Source organism: Paraglaciecola sp. QJM3NY_14 (assembly GCF_056173245.1).
In genome coordinates this window covers 1,535,507-1,553,769 of sequence record NZ_CM149664.1, presented here as the reverse complement: position 1 = coordinate 1,553,769, position 18,263 = coordinate 1,535,507, and the positions used below count along the sequence as shown (strand labels likewise).

Here is an 18,263-nt window from a genome sequence, read left to right as displayed (position 1 = left end):
AGCAATTATTCGCTCAGCTCAGGCATTAATATTCAACGGTCAGGTCAACCACTTCCCTTCCAAGCGTTGCCAACTGAGCGCGGATGACACTTGCATCTCCAACGACTACAACTTGCATTGAGTTGGGATCAAGCACCTTTGCAGCAAGTGCATTCAGTTCATCTTTACCAATATTATGAATAATCTTGTTTTGCGTCCCGCGGTACGATTTGTCCAAGCCGTAGGTCAGCAGGTGACGCAGGAATCCCGCTTTGCTGGATGGTGTCTCATATTCTAATGCATCTCCTTGCGTAAAGGCATTGCGCATCAGCTCTAACTCAGTTTGCGTCATCCCTTTCTCATGATACTCAGTTATTTCACTGAGCATTTCACGAATACCATCAGCGGTGTTGCCTTGCTTGAGGTCAGCGCTAGCGTTAAACCAACCTAGCGTTTTGCCGCCAATAAAATTGGTTGAAGCGCCATAGGTATAGCCTTTATCTTCGCGCAAATTCAGGTTGATACGACTACTGAATACGCCACCAAGAGCGAAATTCATCAGCTTACTTCTAAATTGCTCGCCTGTGGCATCGTATGGCAAGTAAGGTTTAAAGATAGATACAACCGATTGCTTTGCCCCTGGTTTATCCACCAGATAAATAACCGGCTTACCCATCTTAGGAAATTCAGCATAATCTTTAATCTGATAAGGCTTGGCTGGCCAATTTGTTAAAAAGTCTAAAGATGTCTGCAAAGATTGCGTGTCTACGTCTCCCACTACGACTACGTTTGCTTTCGAAGGTGAATAATATTGCTGATAGTAAGCTTTCACATCATCTAGCGAAATATTTTGAATCGTGTTCAGGGTGCCAGAATCTGGCAGGCTGACACGGTTATCCTTGCCAAACAGTAACTCGCTGACCGCTCGACTTGCCAAAACAGACGGGTTTTTAACTTGCTGTTGAAGTGACTGAGCAGAACGTTGTTTTAATCGCTGGAAATCACTTTGTAAAAACGCGGGGCTGAACATCTTCTTTTTAAATAACGCCAAGGTTGCATCTAAGTTACGTGACAAACTATTAATACGCACCGTGGTAAAGCGGCCATTTGCATCGAAACGAATGCTGCTACCTAATAACGCTAATTGATTGGCCATTTCTTCATTGGTGAAGCCCTTGGTCGTTTCATTCATCATTTGCGCAGTAAAAGACGCTAAACCAGCCTTGTCGATAGGGTCGAGTAAAGGCCCGCCTTCCATGTTGAAGCTAATCGACACCGTGGGCGTTTCATCCGTTGCTAAGCTAACAAGGGTTAACCCGTTCTCAAAACGCTGCTCGTCAAAATCAGGCACACTGACCACAGGTGAAGGCCCCGCTGGGGGCTGAACACTGCGATCGAAGGTATCGACAATCGTGGCTTGTTCGATATGCGCTTGCACTGTTTTGATATTATCTAGTTGACGCTTAGGGACCGTGAAATTAGCCGGCTTGGCAGCTAGATCCACTTGGCCATTAGGCACGATACTTAACACCACACTCGGTTTATCTTTTATGTAACGCTGGTAAACACGCATCACGTCTTGTGCTGTGACAGCATTGTAGCGGTCCAAATCGTACTGCACCATGTCAGGCTCACCGTCAAAGGTTTGATTTGATGCTAGCGTCGATACCTTACCTGACACACTTTGCAAACCGAAGATCGTTGAAGATTCAATACCCACTTTAGTGCGGTTTAAGTCATCTTCGCTCACACCGCGCTCTTCAAACTCAGCCAACGTTTGCTCGAAACGTGCATAAAGCTCAGACAAGTTGGTGCTATTTTGCGGGTTAGCAAGTGCTATCAATTGAAATTCACAGGCCAGCTCTCGGCAGGGGTGAGAAACCATTGCTTGGACCGCGTAGCCATCTTTGACCAGATTCTTATAAAACAATGACGTTTTACCCGCCCCTAGAATATTGGATAACACATCAAGCGGCGCCTCGTCTTCATGGCGCACATAAACAGTAGGAAACGTGACCTGCAATAATGGCAAGTGTATTTCATCTTCTAAAGTAACAAAGCGCGCTTCATCTAGGGTGACAAGTTCTTTCTCAGCGTTTTTCACACTTGGGCCAGCAGGAATAGAACCGAAGTATTTGTTTGCCCATGCAAGTACTTGCTCTGGCTCGATGTCACCGCCAATAGTCAACACTGCATTATTAGGGCCATACCAGCGTTTGAAGAACGCTTTTAGGTCATCTACGTTAACGCGATTCAAATCCTCAATATATCCGATGGTTGACCACGAATAAGGGTGCCCTGCCGGATACAAGGCTTCAGAGTTACGCTCACTACGCAGGCCATAAGGCTGGTTGTCGTAACTCTGACCACGCTCGTTTTTGACCGTTTCGCGCTGTATCTCAAACTTTTCTTGAGTCACTGAGCCGAGCAAGAAACCCATGCGATCGGCTTCAAGCCACATCATTTTTTCAAGTTGATTAGCCGGAACCGTTTCATAATAGTTAGTGCGGTCAGAATTGGTGGTGCCATTCATACTACCACCAGCCTCAGTCACTATTTTTATATGTTCGTCATCAGCAACGTTTTTCGAGCCTTGGAACATCATGTGTTCAAAAAAATGAGCAAAGCCTGACTTACCCACTTCTTCTCGAGCTGAGCCCACGTGGTAAGTCACATCAACATGTACAAGGGGATCGGAATGGTCTTCGTGTAAGACTAGGGTTAATCCATTGGCAAGACGATACTTTTTATAAGGGATCCTGACTTGGTCGTCACTTGCACCCTGCTCAGCGACTAAGGTTACCCCAGTGGGTAAATTTGTAGTCGTAGGTTGTGTCACAGTGTTGGTAGGTTGACATGCGGATAAAATGCCAGCAAATGTCGATAATATAACGATTTTTTTTACCACGAGAAACTTGCCCATTGATTTACACTAGTTGAATAGTCTACCCTTTCATTCATAATAAAGTCACCCAGCTTATCTGGTTGGCAACGCGCGATGTTACCGCCCGCTCAAAGGATCCTGTACATGAATCAAGAACCCGTAATTTTCGACGTAGACTTTGCACTGCGCCAGTTTAGCGGCAATCAGAGCCTATTGGTTAAAATGCTTGGTAAATTTAACGAGCAATATTCTGATGCTGAAAACACGCTTGTCAGTGATATTCGCTTACAAAATTTAGACTCGGTTCGACAGCTGGTTCACACCATAAAGGGCGTTAGTGGTAATTTGGGCATGTCGGCGCTGCATCAGGCCAGCCGTGATTTTGAAGCTCAAATCAAGAATGAGGAAGAGCAAGCCTTAGATTGCACCACATACAATACAGTGCTTCGTCAAACATTAACGTGTATTAATGAATACGTAGCCGCATCGCAGGACGCAGCGGGCACTGCATCAGTAGAAACCTCAGGTGTTGTCAATGCTCAAGGTAAGCAAGACTTATTAACAGCACTCAATAGAAACGAATTTATTACCCCCAGCAAACTCGATCAGTATATTCGCGATTGCGCTTTAGATGCCGCAGGTCAGGTTGCACTGCGAGATGCCATTGATGATCTTGATTACCCCGCGGCGATTGCCTTACTTGAATAGCTCCCCGGCCACGTCTATTCGTGTTGTTTTAGATCACCCTGATTTTTTTGTTATCGACAAGCCCCATGGAATAAGCGTTCAAAATGAATTGGACGCCCAAGGTATCCTGCCTGTGGTTTGCGCTCAGCAAGCAGTCGACAAACTCTGGCTGGTACACCGCTTAGACAAAGTGACGTCAGGTTTACTGATTTTGGCCAAGCATGCTCAAGCAGCAAGCACACTGGGCAAACTGTTCGAAACACGTGCAATTGAAAAGTATTACCTCGCCTTAGGTGGCTCAAAACCCAAAAAAAAGCAAGGCACTGTCAGCGGTGCTATGAAGAAAATTCGCGATGGGAAGTGGGCGTTTAGTCAAGACGGTACTGGGATAGCGACCACACAGTTTTTCAGTAAAAGCGCTTCAGCGGGGATTCGTCTCTTCTTGCTAAAACCGTTGACGGGCAAAACCCACCAGTTGCGTGTTATGCTAAAAAGCTTAGGCTGCCCCATTTTAGGTGATGCTTTATATAAGGGCACTGAGCAAGATAGGACCTACCTACATGCTTATTGCTTGCGCTTCGAATACCAAGGGCAACTGATACAGCTTACCTGCCTCCCCCCCAGCGGCGAGCTTTTTACCAACGAAGACTGCCAAGTGGCTATGCAAGAGTATATTGAGCCATGGTTACTATCTTGGCCGAAAACAAAACCAACTGCCGCCAGTAAATGAAATAGAGGAACCTATCAATGAAAGTGGCGATTTTGGGTAATGGCGCTATCGGTAATTTACTGATGCTTAAATGTTATCAAATACAGCAAGATGTTGGTGTCTTCATGCGCTCCCAGCAGCACTTTACACTTACCGCAACCGACATTGAGCATCGGGTCCATCAAATTAACATCGACTCATTTGCACGCTCCAGCCTGAACGAATTTAATCTGCTGATTATTCCGGTAAAGGCCTATCAGGTAGAGGATGCGCTCAAGCAGTTGCAAGCAGATTTAACACCTGTGCAAACGATTGTGTTGCTGCACAATGGTATGGGGGTGATTGAGAGTGCAAAAGCACTGCTGCCTGATAATCCAATTATCGCAGCAACCACTAGTCACGCTGCCTATAAGCCAGATGCGCAGAGTGTGACTGAAACGGGGTTGGGAGTTTGTCATTTAGGCTATCTACAACATTCAGAAGCGACTGACTCTGAAAAAATCCACAACATATTAAACCGTCTTTTAGGCCCATGCACCTGGCACCAAAGCATCGAACAAGCCCTGTGGGACAAGCTTGCGATTAATGCAGCAATCAACCCACTGACTGCCATTCACAGGGTCAAAAATGGTCAGTTAACCGAGTTGAAATACCGCGCTGATATCGAAAAAATTTGTGCTGAAACAGTAAGCGTGATGACAGCCAGTGGATTTCATGCAGATGAAAGTGAACTGGTTGAAAAGGTGCTTGATGTGGCTAACGCCACCGCTGAAAACTACTCATCTATGTATCAAGATATTGCTCATCATCGTCTAAGCGAAATTGCTTTTATCAACGGGTACATATGCCAGGAAGCCCAAAAACAGGGATTAGACGCGCCATTTAATACTGAGTTGGTTAACAAAATAAACGCCCTAACATAAAGCCTTCGCGCTCAAACGGTAAGATTAAGTATTAGCTATAAAGGGGCCCATTGTTTTAAAAGAGCGAGAGCGACTTTAGCGCAGCATTTCTTCAGTCCCCAAATACAAAAAGAGCGCTTAAAAGCGCTCTTTTTCATTCTGAACTTATTGGCTGATTATTCAGCCTTGTCGCCACTGACTTCTGGTTTCATGTGCGGGAACAAGATCACATCTTTAATCGTTGGGCTGTCAGTGAATAACATCACCAACCGGTCGATACCGATACCCTCGCCCGCTGTTGGCGGTAAACCATATTCAAGAGCACGAATATAGTCGTCATCGAAGTGCATGGCTTCATCATCGCCTGCATCTTTCTCTGCCACTTGTTTACGAAAACGTGCTTCTTGATCTTCAGAGTCATTCAACTCAGAGAAACCATTGGCTAATTCACGGCCGCCTACGAAGAACTCAAAACGGTCAGTTACAAAATGATTATCATCGTTACGACGCGCTAAAGGCGACACTTCCCAAGGATAAGCAGTAATGAATGTAGGCTGATCAAGTTGCTCTTCTGCTGTTGCTTCAAAAATTTCACATAGGTACTTACCAGCACCCCAAATGCCATCCACTTCAGGCTCTTTAATGTGCAGCTGTTTCGCCATGGCTTTTAGCTCATCGAGATGCGCTTCAGGATCGTTGATCGCCGCTACATTTGCTTCAGGCCAGTATTTAATGACCGCTTCACTCATGGTTAAACGTTGGAAAGGCTGGCCAAAGTCATAAGTTTTCTCTTCGACTACGTTACCTTCAGTATCTTTAATGGTGTTCTTAACGATGGCGGTACCTAATACATCTTGTGCAACGGTACGCAGCATTTCTTCTGTCAGGTTCATCAAGTCTTGATAGTCAGCATAAGCTTGGTAGAACTCAAGCATAGTGAACTCAGGGTTATGACGTGTTGATAAGCCTTCGTTACGGAAGTTACGGTTTATTTCAAACACACGCTCAAACCCACCTACCACTAAGCGCTTTAAGTAAAGCTCAGGGGCGATACGCAAGTACATGTCAATGTCTAAAGCGTTGTGATGCGTGTTGAACGGTTTTGCCGTGGCGCCACCAGGGATCACTTGTAGCATAGGCGTTTCGACTTCCATGAACTTACGCTCACTTAGGAAATTGCGAATACCGGTGACAATTTTGCTACGGATCATAAAGGTCTCGCGGGTTTGTTGATTAGTGATCAAATCAACATAACGCTGGCGATACTTTGTCTCTTGGTCAGCAAGGCCATGGAACTTTTCAGGCAACGGTCGCAGTGACTTCGTCAACAATTGATATTCGTTCATGTTAACGTACAAGTCGCCTTTACCCGACTTGTGTAGCTCACCTTTAACACCAATGATGTCACCAATATCTAAACTGGTGTAACGTGCTTTAATGTCTTTTTGCGTGTCTTTTGAGGCGTACGCTTGAATACGACCCGTCATGTCTTGCAACAACAGAAATGGACCACGTTTAGCAAGAATACGCCCAGCAATGCTGACCACTTTACCGAGTTCTTCTAGGGCTGCTTTCTCGTGCTCACCAAATTCAGCTTGAAGATCTTCGCTGTAAAATTCACGGCGGAAGGTATTAGGGAAGCCGTTCGATTTACAATTTTCACGGATCTGTGAAAGTTTAGCCCGGCGCTCAGCTATGAGCTTGTTTTCATCTTGTTGCTGTTCAGTCATCGACTTTCCTGATTTCTAGTAGCTGTATATTAATGTGGGTTACTTACAGACCAGACTTTAAGCTGGCTTGTATAAATTTGTCTAAATCACCGTCTAATACGGCTTGAGTATTGCGTGTTTCAACACCGGTACGTAAGTCTTTAATCCGTGAATCGTCCAACACGTAGGAACGAATTTGGCTACCCCAACCGATATCAGACTTACTGTCTTCCATGGTTTGCTTCTCTTCGTTCTGCTTTTGCATCTCGAATTCATACAGCTTGGCTTTTAGCTGTTTCATGGCTTGGGCTTTATTTTTATGTTGTGAACGGTCATTTTGACACTGCACCACAATATTCGTCGGTTCGTGGGTAATACGTACCGCTGAATCGGTTCTGTTTACGTGCTGACCACCTGCACCAGAGGCGCGATACGTATCAATACGCAAATCAGACGGGTCGATGTCTATCTCAATATCATCATCAATTTCTGGGTAAGCAAACACAGAAGCAAACGAGGTATGGCGACGACTACCCGAATCAAATGGGGACTTTCGTACCAAACGATGTACACCCGTTTCGGTGCGCAGCCAACCGAAAGCATATTCACCTTCAAAGCGAATGGTTGCACTTTTAATACCGGCAACATCCCCATCAGAAACTTCAATCAACTCAGTCTTAAAGCCATGCGCTTCACCCCAGCGAAGATACATGCGCAGCAGCATACTGGCCCAATCTTGCGCTTCTGTGCCGCCCGAGCCTGACTGGATGTCAATATAGCCATCATTAGCGTCATTCGGGCCGCTGAACATACGACGAAACTCTAAGGTTTCAAGTCTAGATACCAACTCGGCTAAGTCTTTTTCTGCTTCGTCTAGGGTTTCTTGATCGCTTTCCTCTACCGCCAGTTCAAGTAGCTCTTCAACCTCAACACAACCTTGCTCAAGAAAAACAATGGTTTCTACCACTTGCTCTAAGGCAACTTTTTCCTTACCAAGGGCCTGAGCACGTTCCGGCTCATTCCATACATCAGGGCTTTCTAATTCGCGGTTAACTTCTTCAAGGCGTTCACTCTTTTGATCATAGTCAAAGGTACCCCCGAAGCGATGCACTGCGCTGCTTTACGTCACTGATAGTATTTAATATTGGATTGATTTCGAACATAAACCTTAACATTATCATAGCGATTGAATGGCGGCGGATTTTACCGGATTTTCTGTATTAATGACAGACGTCAAGGGCGATGAACTAAAAATCAATGTCCGCCAGCCATGACTACCGCCATCACCACAAACAAAAACACCCGCTAAAAAGCGGGTGTTTGCATTTTAATGTCGTTAAAGCGACTGTGTTACATGCGCTCCATCGTATCGATACCCAACAAACTTAACCCCGATTGCAAGGTTTTAGCCGTTAAGGCCGCAAGTGTCATTCGACTATCGCGCACGTCTTGTTCAATGCCGTCTTTTAACATCGGGCAGGCTTCGTAAAAGCTCATAAACAAGCTAGCAAGCTCGTACAGGTACGTACACAAGACATGAGGGGTGCCCTCTGCAATGACCTGATTGATGGCCTCAACATATTGTAATTGCTTTACTGCAAGGATTTTTTCTTGAGGGGCATCGAGTGAAATCGGTGCATTTAAGGTTTGGTGATCAACTCCTGCCTTACGGAAAATACTCATCACGCGAGTATACGCGTACTGCAAATATGGCGCTGTATTGCCTTCAAAACTAAGCATGCTGTCCCAGCTAAACATGTAATCAGTAGTGCGGTTTTTACTTAAATCAGCATACTTCACCGCACCAATACCAATCTTATTGGCCAGTACTTTTAGCTCATCACTGGATAAATCAGTCTCACGTTTACTCAATAACGTTTCAGCACGCTCAACCGCTTCATCTAGCAGTTGAACCAGTTTCACCGTACCGCCTGTACGGGTTTTAAACGGACGACCGTCATTGCCTAGCATCATCCCAAATGGGCAGTGCTCATAGGTTTGCTCTGGCTCAATAAAGCCTGCTTTACGGGCAACCAATTCAGTTTGTTTGAAGTGCAATGCTTGGCGCGCGTCGGTTAAGATCAGCGTGCGATCTGCGTGTAACTGCTTGTTACGGTGGCGGATAGCGGCCAAATCTGTAGTGGCGTACAAGTATCCGCCACCAGATTTTTGCACGATATAGGCAGCAGGGTTGCCTTCCTTATCGGCTAATTCAGGTAAAAACACCACTTGTGCGCCTTGGCTTTCAACCGCTAAGCCTTTGGCTTGCAGTTCGCTTACTACGTTGGCCAAGTCGTGGTTGTAGGCACTTTCACCCATAATGTCGTCACGGGTTAAGCTCACATTAAGCTTATGGTAAACCTCTTCACTGTGGGTAATAGACACATCAATAAAGTTTTGCCAAAGTGCTAGGCAATGACTGTCGCCGCCTTGAAGTTTAACCACGTACTCACGGGCGCGATCAGCAAATCCCTCTTCTTCATCAAAGCGTACTTTTGCTTCACGGTAGAAGTCTTCTAAATCTGAAAGTGCTGTTTCAGCGACCTGATTCGATTCAAGCTTATCGTTTAAATGCGCCAGCAACATGCCAAATTGCGTGCCCCAATCCCCCATGTGATTTTGGCGAATAACCTTGTGCCCCATAAATTCGAGCGCTTTGACGACGGCATCACCAATGATCGTGGTACGTAAATGACCTACGTGCATCTCTTTTGCTAAATTAGGCGAAGAGTAATCCACGACCACCGTTTTAGTCGGTTGGGATTCAATGTTTAAGCGCTGGTCTGCCGCGGCCTGTGACAGCTGCGCAGCGAGCCATTCTTTGCTCAAGTAAATATTAATAAAACCAGGGCCAGCAACTTCTAGTTTTTCCGCAATGCCATCGAGCTCAACGGCTTCTACTATTTTTTCCGCAATATCCCGAGGCTTTTGCTTAAGTACTTTGGCTAACGCCATAGCGCCGTTAAATTGATAATCGCCGAAGCCGACTTTGGTCGCACGGCTAAGAGGTGCAGGTGAGTTTTCAGGCGCACCGATAGCAATTAACGCTGCGCGAAATTTATTTAATAAAAGTGTGTGTAAATTCATAATGTAAAGCCAGTAATCGTATTTGTTAAACACATAGAAGATGTGCAAATTGGCGGAGCGAATTGCCCCGAACCATTAATGCTCGCGAGTTTGATGGAACTCAATCTCTGGGTAGCGCTCTTGGGCTAACGACAAGTTGACCATAGTCGGAGCGATGTAGGTTAGATTGTCACCACCATCGAGGGCTAAATTGGCTTCAGCTTTACGCCTAAACTCATCCACTTTTCGCTCGTCTTTGCCATAAATCCAGCGAGCTGTCGCCACATTAATATGCTCATACATAGCATCAACATTGTATTCGCCTTTAAGTCGTGCAACCACCACATCGAACTGCAACACACCTACGGCGCCCACAATCAAATCGTTGTTTTGCAATGGTCTAAATACTTGCACCGCACCTTCTTCAGATAACTGGATCAAGCCCTTAAGTAATTGCTTTTGCTTAAGCGGATCGCGCAGACGAATTCGCTTGAATAACTCTGGAGCGAAATTAGGGATACCGGCAAAACGGAACTTGTCACCTGAAGTAAAGGTATCGCCAATTTGAATAGAGCCATGATTATGTAAACCAATGATATCGCCCGCGTATGCTTCTTCAAGAAGCTCTCGGTCGCCCGCTAAAAACGTTAAGGCATCAGAAATACGCACATCTTTACCGATACGGCTTTGATGCATTTTCATGCCCTTTTGATATTTACCTGACACGATCCGGCAAAACGCAATACGATCTCGATGCTTGGGATCCATATTGGCCTGTATTTTAAACACGAAACCACTGAATTTTTCGTCTTTTGCTTCCACTTTACCTTGGTCAGTTTCACGTCCTTGCGGAGAAGGAGCCCAATCAACCAGACCATCTAGCATGTGATCCACACCAAAATTACCCATCGCTGTACCAAAGAATACAGGAGTTAATTCACCGGCAATAAATTCTTCATGATTGAACTCGTGAGATGCACCTTTAACCAAATCCAGCATGTCACGTAGTTCTTCAGCATAATCGCCTATGGCAGTATCAAGTTCTGGGTTATCTAACCCTTTGATAACGCGTTTTTCCTGGATGGTATGGCCTTGCCCCGTACTGTACAGAATGGTTTCATCACGCAACAAATGGTACACACCTTTAAATTCTTTACCCATTCCAATAGGCCAAGTGATGGGTGCGCATTTGATATTCAGTACGCTTTCCACTTCGTCCAATAAGTCGATGGGGTCACGCGTATCGCGGTCGAGCTTGTTCATAAAGGTGATGATCGGCGTATCGCGCAAGCGAGTGACTTCCATCAACTTAATCGTACGTGCCTCTACCCCTTTAGCAGCATCAATTACCATCAAGCAGGAATCAACGGCGGTTAGTGTACGGTAGGTATCTTCTGAGAAATCTTCGTGACCTGGGGTATCAAGCAAATTCACCAAGCAATCAGAATAAGGAAATTGCATCACGGACGTAGTGACAGAGATGCCCCTTTCTTTTTCCATCTCCATCCAGTCAGACTTAGCATGCTGTCCAGACTTCTTACCTTTAACGGTACCAGCACGTTGTAAGGCATTTCCGAACAATAATACTTTTTCTGTAATGGTGGTTTTACCCGCATCCGGGTGAGAAATAATAGCAAAAGTACGTCTGCGTGAGACTTCTTGCGGGACTAAAGCGTTCGACATCTAATAAAATCTTCTCGTGTTTTCACGGTTTGCATGCACAGGTAGAAGCCATCGATAGCGCTTCAATCGTCAAATCCGTCTTGTTAATCGTCATTGCGCGCTATTTTCGCTGATATTAGGCACATAAACAATCAATGCTTGTGGATCAGCTTGGATTTATACTTTTAAAACGGCTAATAGTGTTTTCTCAGCAGCTCTGCTGAAAGTGAATGACACAACGCAAGAATGGGTAAGGCATCATTTAAAAGGCTAAAAGTGAAAACTAAGTAACAGAAAAAAGAGAAATAAAAAAGGGGCCGAATTGGCCCCAAAACTAGCGCATCGCGCTAGTAACGCAGTATGTACTCAACTTTATTCAATATCGATAACGACTTTACCTAGCCCTTGACCACTGGCTAAACGATCGTGCGCTTTGCTCACGTCTTCGAGGCTGAATGTGAGATCATCTAGTATCGGGCGTAAATGACCTGCTTCAATGATATCTGCTAATTCTGTTAAAATTTGTCCGTGCACTTCACGTTTGTGGTCGTGCAGCATCGGAATAAGCATAAACACCACGTGTAATGATAACCCTTTGAAATGCGCGCCTGATAGGTCAAGTTCAAGCAACGATACTGTTGTGGCAATTTGTCCATTTAACGCAGCCGCTTCAAAAGAGTTCAGTAGGTTTTCGCCACCGACTGAATCAAATATGACGTCAAAACCAGTACCTTGGGTGTGCTTTTGTACATAATCAGCAACCGTTTCTGTTTTGTAATTAATGCTCGTCGCGCCCAATTCTTTAATCAGAGAAGTTTGCGCATCTCCGCCACCCGTTGAAAATACATTAGCTCCGAAGTAACGGGCCAGTTGCAATGCGATGTGACCCACACCGCCAGAACCACCATGCACCAAGACGTTTTGACCTTCTTTAATCTGTGCGCGTTTTAGGCCTTCGTAGGCAGTGATGGCAACTAAAGGCAATGCAGCGGCTTCACGCATCGATAAATTTTTAGGCTTAGTCGCGATTAGTTTTGCGTCAGCAAGCATGTATTCGGCAAGAGTACCCTGTAAATCGGCTAGCCCACCAGCACAGCCGTAGACTTCATCACCCACGGTGAAGTCCGTGACTCCTTCGCCTACTGCTTCGATGGTACCCGCGAAATCCATGCCTAATATGGCTGAAGCAGGTGGCGACAATGGCAAGTCTGGGCCCATCTGCCTAATCATCATGTCAACTGTATTAACGCTGCTGGCGGCAACACGCACTAGCACGTGGCCAGGCTTAATTTCAGGCTTGGCTATCTCGGTTGGCGTAAAAACACTGGAATCACCAAATTCATTTACAATCATCGCTTTCATCACAAGGGCCTTTTTATTGATTAAGAATGTGCATTGTAACCACTTCACTTTGTAGTGATAATCGGGCAATGGATACAATCAGTTTTTAGATTTAGTTGATAATAGAATGAATATTGAACACCTCAAGCTTTTCGTGCGTATCGCCAGAACCTGCAACATCAGTGCAGCGGGCCAAGAACAGGACCTATCACCTGCCGTAGCAAGCGCTTATATAAGCAAACTTGAAGATAACTTAGGTGTTCGCCTTGTACATCGAACCACCCGTAAGGTGTCATTAACTGAAGAAGGTGAAGCGTTTTTACCTCATGCAGAAGAAATACTCACGAATATAGAAACCGCACGGGCTTCCGTGGGAGATGGAGAGCACAACCCAAAAGGTGTGTTGAGAGTCACGGCTCCGGCCTCTTTCGGGCGAATGCATATTGTTCCCGCATTGGATGAATTTTTAGCGCGCTATCCAGATTTATCAGTGGATTTTCGCTTTAACGACTCGATAGTCGATTTAGTTGAAGGTGGTTTTGATATTGCGATACGCGATGCTGCTTTAAAAGACTCCAATTTGTTTGCACGCAAACTCGCGCCAGATCGCCGCATTGTTTGCGCTTCGCCAAAGTACATAAAAAGCCATGGCGCCCCTAAAACCCCTCAAGATATAGACGCACATGAGTGCGTTAATCTAATGGGGTTAGACACTTGGGATTTTGAAACAGATAAAGGCTCGGTGAGTATTAAAGCAACGGGTAGAATCCGTATTGATAATGGTGAGGCAGTACGAGACGCTGCCATTGAAGGCTCAGGCCTTGTTATGTCATCTATCTGGTGTGCCTATCAGGCTTTGCAATCTGGGCAATTAGTTCAAGTGTTAGAAGATTACCCCATGGTATCCAAAACGGCGATTTGGGCAGTTTACCCGAGTAATCGCCAGTTAGCGCCAAAGGTGCGCGCTTTCATTGATTTCTTCTTGGCATATTATGGGCAAACACCTTATTGGGAGCGAGCGTTGCAAAAGTAGTAACTCACAATGTTCACAGCGATAGCATTTGCAGTCCGCGATAGTTATTTCCTGTACCAATGATTGACAAACGGCCCTATCGTCCCTATGTCTTTTGGTGGTGGCGTTAACAGTTTGATTGAACACGCTTCGCGTTGAAATATTACCAGCGTCGATTGAAATTCAATGCTGATTGTATATGTCAGTTTATTCATAAAATAAGGAGTCAATATGTTAGGCGAAAATCACTCACTTAATAGCGATTTCCCTGAGTACAGAGAAGTCATCTCAGCACTCAATAAAAATGATGCCAAATTTGCTGAGAAGGCAAAGCAGTACGACGAATTAGATAAAGAAATACGCGTGTTAGAACTTAAAGACGCTCCTATCGATGACGAGGCAATGCATCAGATGAAACACGATCGCGCAATGTTGAAAGACCTACTCTATCAGCGGATACTCGAGGAAAGTAAATAAGAGGCTTATCGAGCACGCTAGTTGGGAAGTACCTGTTTCGGGTACTTCCTGCATCCCCCCCTTGTTTAATTCCGTTTGACTAAATACATATCACTAAACGTTTTAATTGCTAAGCACTTACCTGAGAAACCATTTATCTGAAACCAGATCAGTATAACAAGCTATTACGCTTAAAGGACTAGCCCGCCTTAGGCGTTCATGAATACTGTGGCTGGCCCTGCAAATGCACTTTTTAACGGTGCACACATGTTACTGAAAACTGTCACACGGATAATATCCACGGCAGCCGTACATAGTGGACAATCTGAACATGGACAATTTGATCATAGCCAATTTGATAACAGGCAGCATGGTTAAATCGCTGCCACATAGAGTTAATTCGATGGAGACTCCTTTACTTAGAGGTAATACGCTGAACAATATCATCCATGGCGGCCACTATTTTTTGCGTTTTTTGCTCATCTAGGGCGTCGCGGTGTGGTTGAGCGAATTGCTCAATATCATTGTCATAGTATTGACCAGAGGCCTGTGAAAACTCTTCAGATAACGCACCGCGACATAAAATATCTGCACCTACACGCAAATCACTGCCCGCCATGCCATAGGCATCTTTTACCATCTTGCTGCCGAGCAGGGATTTGGGGTTTACTGCAACAATCACTGGTCCTTCCTGCGCGAACGATAATCCTAACTGACGCGACCACATGGTTAGCGCAAGTTTACTTTGGGCGTAGGCTTGCGAGTCGCTTATCGATTGATTGCCCGCTAATGCCGCCAGACTCACAGGCGCTTGAGCTGCCGAAGACACATTCACCACACGAGCGTTTTTAGCGAGAATAGGAAGCAATGCCTTCGTTAGTACATAAGGGGCTATCGTATTAACCACAAACCGCACGTCAAGTTCATCGGCAGTCATGACAGATGGTACTTTAAATACACCTGCATTATTAATTAGCGCATCAAGCACCTTGTGCTTTTCTTTAATTGCATCGGCCAATTGGATAACTTGGCTAACGTCGGACAAATCGGCCAAATAACATTCTGTTTTATCACAGCCTGTTGCAGAGGTTAATACGGCCTGTGCATCTTGCAACTTACGATTATTGCGACCGTGTAATAGCACTGTATGACCAGCAGACAACAACATTTTTGCCGTTTCAAAGCCAATTCCGTCTGTTGCGCCTGTTACTAAAACTGTTTTACTCATGCTCGTCTCTCCAAGTGATAAAATAAAGTAATCTAACGTTAGCTGAACGTTGTCAACGCGCGGTAACAGCATTTTCTAGCGTGGCATCATTCAGCCAAAATAAATGCCAGCACTTATTGCCTTATGGGAAGCATCAACGCTTTAACGTGTAAACGTTTCGATTTCAAACACCAGTAGATTAGCACTCAAGCATTTACCTGATAATGACTAGGAAAACGGAATCAGTTTATAGAATCGATTGATAATGGTGATAACCGACTGCATTAAGTTGCGCCAATTTGGGAGCAATTTCCCGTTTTAGTACTGTGTTTCACCTCTGAAAACCCGCTTATTGCTTAAACGACTCGCCACAGTGCGGACTCCTCCTATTAGCGATTGCAATATACACTGTGTTTATGACCGCCAGCCCCTAGAATTCGCCTAAGTTTAAGAATCTTATACAAAATTTAATTATCGATTGATTAAAAATGTTTGTTAAAAGTCATTTACAAGTTACTAGCATTGCCTTATATTCGAACAATGAAGGGTAACTTTTTAGCCCTAAAACCACTAAATGTACGATTAAATCATGTTTAGGAAGGAAGCCAACTTACTATGTCACGTAGAAAGAAGTTCAGCGGTGTACAACTCAAATCACTTCGCAAAGAAGCTGGATACACGCAAGGCGAACTCGCGTTACGAGTCGGTATAAGTCGGGAAACTGTGTCAGCCATCGAAAACGAAAAGCCTGAAACCATGAATAGCATAGGTGTTGAAGTAATTAGTAAGTGGTGGGCAGTGTGCAGGCAAAAAGCATCAGAGCAAACCCGTGAATCTTTCTTTTCTACTGTTATGGATTATTTCGGTTTCAATCATACCTAATGCTATTGCGCGCGTACTTACCTAAACTAATAACGGCCCTCTTTGGAGGGCTTTTTATCGCCGCAGGTATTTTAACGTTTGGTAATGCGCTTCTATTCGACCGCCTATTTATTGGAATACTTTTCTTTACCGGTTTCGCTTGCCGTAAAGACGTGAATGTTATCGGTATCGTACTAATCATTTTGATTCAGCATATTCTTGAAGAGTTAGCTTGGATATATTTATCAAATAATGAACTAGTAAAAATTTTTATTTATGGAATGTGTCTTATTCTTGCATTTCGCCTCCGCCACGATCACATTGCTAAGTTCGTTTTACTATTTACATTAAGTATATTTGCCGCTGAGGCATATTGGCTAGTAAAAGGATACCCTGCTCCTCAAATATACTGGCACATGTCATTAATAGGCTTAAATTTGCTGGTCAGAAATCTTATTTTTTCACGAGTGAGCATAACTGAGTATTATCTAAAAAAGACTGCTACTTCGATAAATTTAGATTGGACAATATATAGACTCTATGGATTATCAATAATAATTCAATCTGCAATTGTGATTGAATACTTAATTAGACATTTAGGCGATTTTAAAGATCTTCTTTTCTTCTATTCATCTAATGCTTACTTCATGCATGGAATTGCCACTCTAGCTATTTGGGCAATATTTAATGAAAGCTATAAATTACTATTGCCAAAACTTCTAAAGGCTTAAAACTTCGCATCTCGATACAAACACGACATAATCAATAGCGCGAACTGTCGCCAATTTAATTATTTCGAGAGATGTTTTATGACTTTATTAAAAAATACATTAACTTTATGCGTAATTTCCTTAGCTGTTACGAGCGAACCTGCTCTTTCATTTTCTTCTCAGCCCTATTCCTCTGCTTTTAACAGGGACCAACTTCATACTCTACAGATGGGGGCTGGGAGAAATAGACAGCCTGTTCTTGCTATGAATACAGGTAAAAGCAAACCACCCGTTATTGCCATGAATACGGGAAAAAGCAAACCACCCGTTATTGCCATGAATACGGGAAAAAGCAAACCACCCGTCATTGCTATGAATACGGGTAAAAGCAAGCCCCCCGTCATTGCTATGAATACGGGAAAAAGCAAACCACCCGTCATTACTATGAATACGGGTAAAAGCAAGCCCCCCGTCATTGCTATGAATACGGGTAAAAGCAAGCCCCCCGTTATTGCTATGAATACGGGTAAAAGCAAACCGCCTGTTCTTGCTATGAATACAGGTAAAAGTAAGCCACCAGTTCTTGCTATGAATACGGATAAAAGCAAACCGCCTGTTCTTGCTATGAATACAGGTAAAAGTAAGCCACCAGTTCTTGCTATGAATACGGGTAAAAGCAAACCGCCCGTTCTTGCCATGAATACGGGAAAAAGCAAACCACCCGTTATTGCTATGAATACGGGTAAAAGCAAACCGCCCGTTCTTGCCATGAATACGGGAAAAAGCAAACCGCCTGTTCTTGCTATGAATACAGGTAAAAGTAAGCCACCTGTTCTTGCTATGAATACAGGTAAAAGTAAGCCACCTGTTCTTGCTATGAATACAGGTAAAAGTAAGCCACCTGTTCTTGCTATGAATACGGGTAAAAGCAAACCGCCCGTCATTGCTATGAATACTGGAAAAAGCAAACCGCCAGTTCTTGCCTAACACTTAGCTGAATAAAACAAAGATATAAGCTAAGAAAACTAACGACATATCAGTTTATCAAGTAGATTAAGCCTCACTCTGTGGGGCTTAA

Annotated in this window: 15 protein-coding genes; 8 read left to right on the top strand and 7 right to left on the bottom strand. The window is 44.3% G+C overall.

Going from position 1 to position 18,263, the window contains the following annotated elements; translation table 11 throughout:
• Window positions 1-25: 25 nt before the first annotated feature.
• Window positions 26-2,902, bottom strand: a complete 2,877-nt coding sequence (locus tag AC0VYA_RS06610) for a M16 family metallopeptidase (RefSeq protein ID WP_475490462.1) — start codon at window positions 2,900-2,902, stop codon at window positions 26-28.
• Window positions 2,903-3,007: 105 nt separating this feature from the next.
• Here AC0VYA_RS06610 and AC0VYA_RS06605 point away from each other — a divergent pair, with 105 nt between their 5' ends.
• Genes AC0VYA_RS06605 through AC0VYA_RS06595 form a run of 3 tightly spaced genes read left to right on the top strand, consistent with a single transcriptional unit; the run spans window position 3,008 to window position 5,182 of the window.
• Entirely contained in the window at window positions 3,008-3,571 is a 564-nt protein-coding gene (locus AC0VYA_RS06605) for an Hpt domain-containing protein (protein ID WP_475490461.1), read from the top strand.
• The gene (locus tag AC0VYA_RS06600; protein WP_475490460.1) at window positions 3,564-4,280 is read left to right on the top strand and encodes a TIGR01621 family pseudouridine synthase; all 717 of its coding nucleotides are present in this window, start codon (window positions 3,564-3,566) and stop codon (window positions 4,278-4,280) included. Before AC0VYA_RS06605 ends, AC0VYA_RS06600 begins: the two co-directional genes overlap by 8 nt.
• A gap of 17 nt (window positions 4,281-4,297) precedes the next feature.
• Window positions 4,298-5,182, top strand: a complete 885-nt coding sequence (locus AC0VYA_RS06595; protein WP_475490459.1) for a ketopantoate reductase family protein — start codon at window positions 4,298-4,300, stop codon at window positions 5,180-5,182.
• A 155-nt stretch (window positions 5,183-5,337) separates the two neighbouring features.
• Here AC0VYA_RS06595 and lysS read toward each other — a convergent pair whose 3' ends face one another.
• The 5 genes from lysS to AC0VYA_RS06570 all read right to left on the bottom strand — a co-directional run bounded on the left by lysS (window position 5,338) and on the right by AC0VYA_RS06570 (window position 12,960).
• Window positions 5,338-6,891, bottom strand: a complete 1,554-nt coding sequence (gene lysS, locus AC0VYA_RS06590; RefSeq protein ID WP_011574206.1) for a lysine--tRNA ligase — start codon at window positions 6,889-6,891, stop codon at window positions 5,338-5,340.
• Window positions 6,892-6,934: 43 nt separating this feature from the next.
• Window positions 6,935-8,033, bottom strand: a protein-coding gene (gene prfB, locus AC0VYA_RS06585) for a peptide chain release factor 2 (RefSeq protein WP_473479340.1) whose coding sequence is annotated in 2 segments (ribosomal slippage) — window positions 6,935-7,957 and window positions 7,959-8,033 — 1,098 coding nt in all. Because the reading frame shifts where the segments join, the coding sequence is not laid out codon by codon here.
• Window positions 8,034-8,220: 187 nt separating this feature from the next.
• Window positions 8,221-9,957 (bottom strand): arginine--tRNA ligase, encoded by a 1,737-nt coding sequence (gene argS, locus AC0VYA_RS06580; RefSeq protein ID WP_475490458.1) that lies wholly within the window; start codon window positions 9,955-9,957, stop codon window positions 8,221-8,223.
• Between the two features lie 75 nt (window positions 9,958-10,032).
• Window positions 10,033-11,619, bottom strand: coding sequence for a peptide chain release factor 3 (gene prfC / locus AC0VYA_RS06575; protein ID WP_011574203.1), 1,587 nt, complete (start codon window positions 11,617-11,619; stop codon window positions 10,033-10,035).
• Between the two features lie 351 nt (window positions 11,620-11,970).
• Window positions 11,971-12,960, bottom strand: a complete 990-nt coding sequence (locus AC0VYA_RS06570; RefSeq protein WP_475490457.1) for a zinc-dependent alcohol dehydrogenase family protein — start codon at window positions 12,958-12,960, stop codon at window positions 11,971-11,973.
• 106 nt (window positions 12,961-13,066) lie between these two features.
• Between AC0VYA_RS06570 and AC0VYA_RS06565 the strand changes: the two genes are divergently transcribed.
• Complete coding sequence (locus tag AC0VYA_RS06565; RefSeq protein WP_475490456.1) at window positions 13,067-13,972, top strand: LysR family transcriptional regulator; 906 nt, start codon at window positions 13,067-13,069, stop codon at window positions 13,970-13,972.
• Window positions 13,973-14,182: 210 nt separating this feature from the next.
• Window positions 14,183-14,428, top strand: a complete 246-nt coding sequence (locus AC0VYA_RS06560) for an HP1242/YdcH family protein (RefSeq protein ID WP_011574200.1) — start codon at window positions 14,183-14,185, stop codon at window positions 14,426-14,428.
• A 394-nt stretch (window positions 14,429-14,822) separates the two neighbouring features.
• Here the strand turns inward: AC0VYA_RS06560 and AC0VYA_RS06555 are convergent, their stop codons facing one another.
• Window positions 14,823-15,635, bottom strand: a complete 813-nt coding sequence (locus tag AC0VYA_RS06555) for an SDR family NAD(P)-dependent oxidoreductase (RefSeq protein WP_475490455.1) — start codon at window positions 15,633-15,635, stop codon at window positions 14,823-14,825.
• A 594-nt stretch (window positions 15,636-16,229) separates the two neighbouring features.
• Between AC0VYA_RS06555 and AC0VYA_RS06550 the strand changes: the two genes are divergently transcribed.
• From AC0VYA_RS06550 to AC0VYA_RS06540, 3 genes are all read left to right on the top strand, one after another.
• On the top strand, window positions 16,230-16,496 hold the full coding sequence (locus AC0VYA_RS06550; RefSeq protein ID WP_006992269.1) for a helix-turn-helix transcriptional regulator: 267 nt from the start codon (window positions 16,230-16,232) through the stop codon (window positions 16,494-16,496).
• The gene (locus AC0VYA_RS06545) at window positions 16,496-17,206 is read left to right on the top strand and encodes a hypothetical protein (RefSeq protein ID WP_475490454.1); all 711 of its coding nucleotides are present in this window, start codon (window positions 16,496-16,498) and stop codon (window positions 17,204-17,206) included. The genes AC0VYA_RS06550 and AC0VYA_RS06545 overlap by 1 nt, the downstream gene beginning before the upstream one ends.
• A gap of 78 nt (window positions 17,207-17,284) precedes the next feature.
• Entirely contained in the window at window positions 17,285-18,172 is an 888-nt protein-coding gene (locus tag AC0VYA_RS06540; protein WP_475490453.1) for a hypothetical protein, read from the top strand.
• The last annotated feature ends 91 nt before the right edge of the window (window positions 18,173-18,263 follow it).